Consider the following 1,205-nt stretch of genomic DNA (forward strand, 5'->3'; position numbering starts at 1 on the left):
TTTTTTGTTCAAACTCCATTTTCACTCATTACAGGAATGCTGCCCCGTTAGTTAAAATGCGTCCTGCTGCTATTGCAGGAACGCACACAAATAAATTCCTTTCCCTTAATTTTTATTTCCTGACTCCAACTTTTCTCTTATTTCATCAAGAATTTCTGCGATTAAATTTAAGCTTTTTTCAATATTAGCAACAAATGCTGTTGTAGTCGTATATTCCCCAATACCCCCAGAAATAGATAAAAATCCTTTGCCTTTTTTTCGTTTAATGCCAGAGCTAATTTGGTTAGGACGAAAATTGTGAGTAATGTCATTACGAAAATATTCAACTTCTTTATATACATGATTTTCACGAATACCATCTAAATAATTAAACAGTGCTTCGTCTTCAGATTTGAGAGCTTTAGCAACTTGTCCTCTAAAACCTATTTTCGCTTCAATACCTAAATAATATTTAACATTGATAATGTGGTAAATCGTATCAATCAAACTAGCAAACCTTGTGTAATAGCTGTCCGTATAAAAACCAAACCAATAAATAATATGATGATGTTTTTCCTCGAAGTGTGGGAAGAATTGCACTCCCCCTTTTTCCCTTGGAGTAAACCATTCAGTATCGGGAATGCCCTTATCGTAATGGTGCATTAAAATAATATAATTATTGATTAGGTCGTTTGCTTTGTTATTAAATTCACCAATCCAAAAACTTAGTTCTAAATTCATTAAACCTTCACTACTGAGAACCGAGTAAGTTTGTGTGCCGCCTTTTTCTTTCAATCGTATTTTGTTTAATGTATCTTCCTTCTTTCGATATTGCTCGTTCCAACTTTCTTTAGTTGGGTAATCAGCATAATCTAAAAATGTTGCCACAAAAATTCCTCCCCTTCTTAAGCTAAACTGCCCCGTTTGCTCAATAAGAAACTTCCACAAAAATAGTGTTAATCCATATTGAATCAACACCAAAATATGTTAGGGAAATTATTTAAGCACATAAATTAATACGATAATTCCCAATATCATTACTGTAAGAGCAGTCAATAAACCGTTATTAACTAAGGATTTCAACAAAGTCTTTTTTTCGTTCATATAAATCCTCCTGTCCAAACATAACTATTTTATATACTTATTCTGGAAAAGGACTTTTTTTCCTTTTTCAACTAAACTCCCTCAATGAAGAAAGGAAAATCTCACGTTTTCTCCTGTTTTCT

Annotated in this window: 1 protein-coding gene; it reads right to left on the reverse strand. The window is 32.6% G+C overall.

Annotation, left to right across the window (positions count from 1 at the left end):
* Positions 1 to 105 precede the first annotated feature (105 nt).
* Positions 106 to 867 (reverse strand): Cthe_2314 family HEPN domain-containing protein, encoded by a 762-nt coding sequence (locus D0469_RS20780; RefSeq protein WP_117328618.1) that lies wholly within the window; start codon positions 865 to 867, stop codon positions 106 to 108.
* Positions 868 to 1,205: the final 338 nt, after the last annotated feature.

The sequence above is a fragment of the Peribacillus saganii genome (assembly GCF_003429095.1).
Taxonomy (GTDB): Bacteria; Bacillota; Bacilli; order Bacillales; family DSM-1321; genus Peribacillus; species Peribacillus saganii.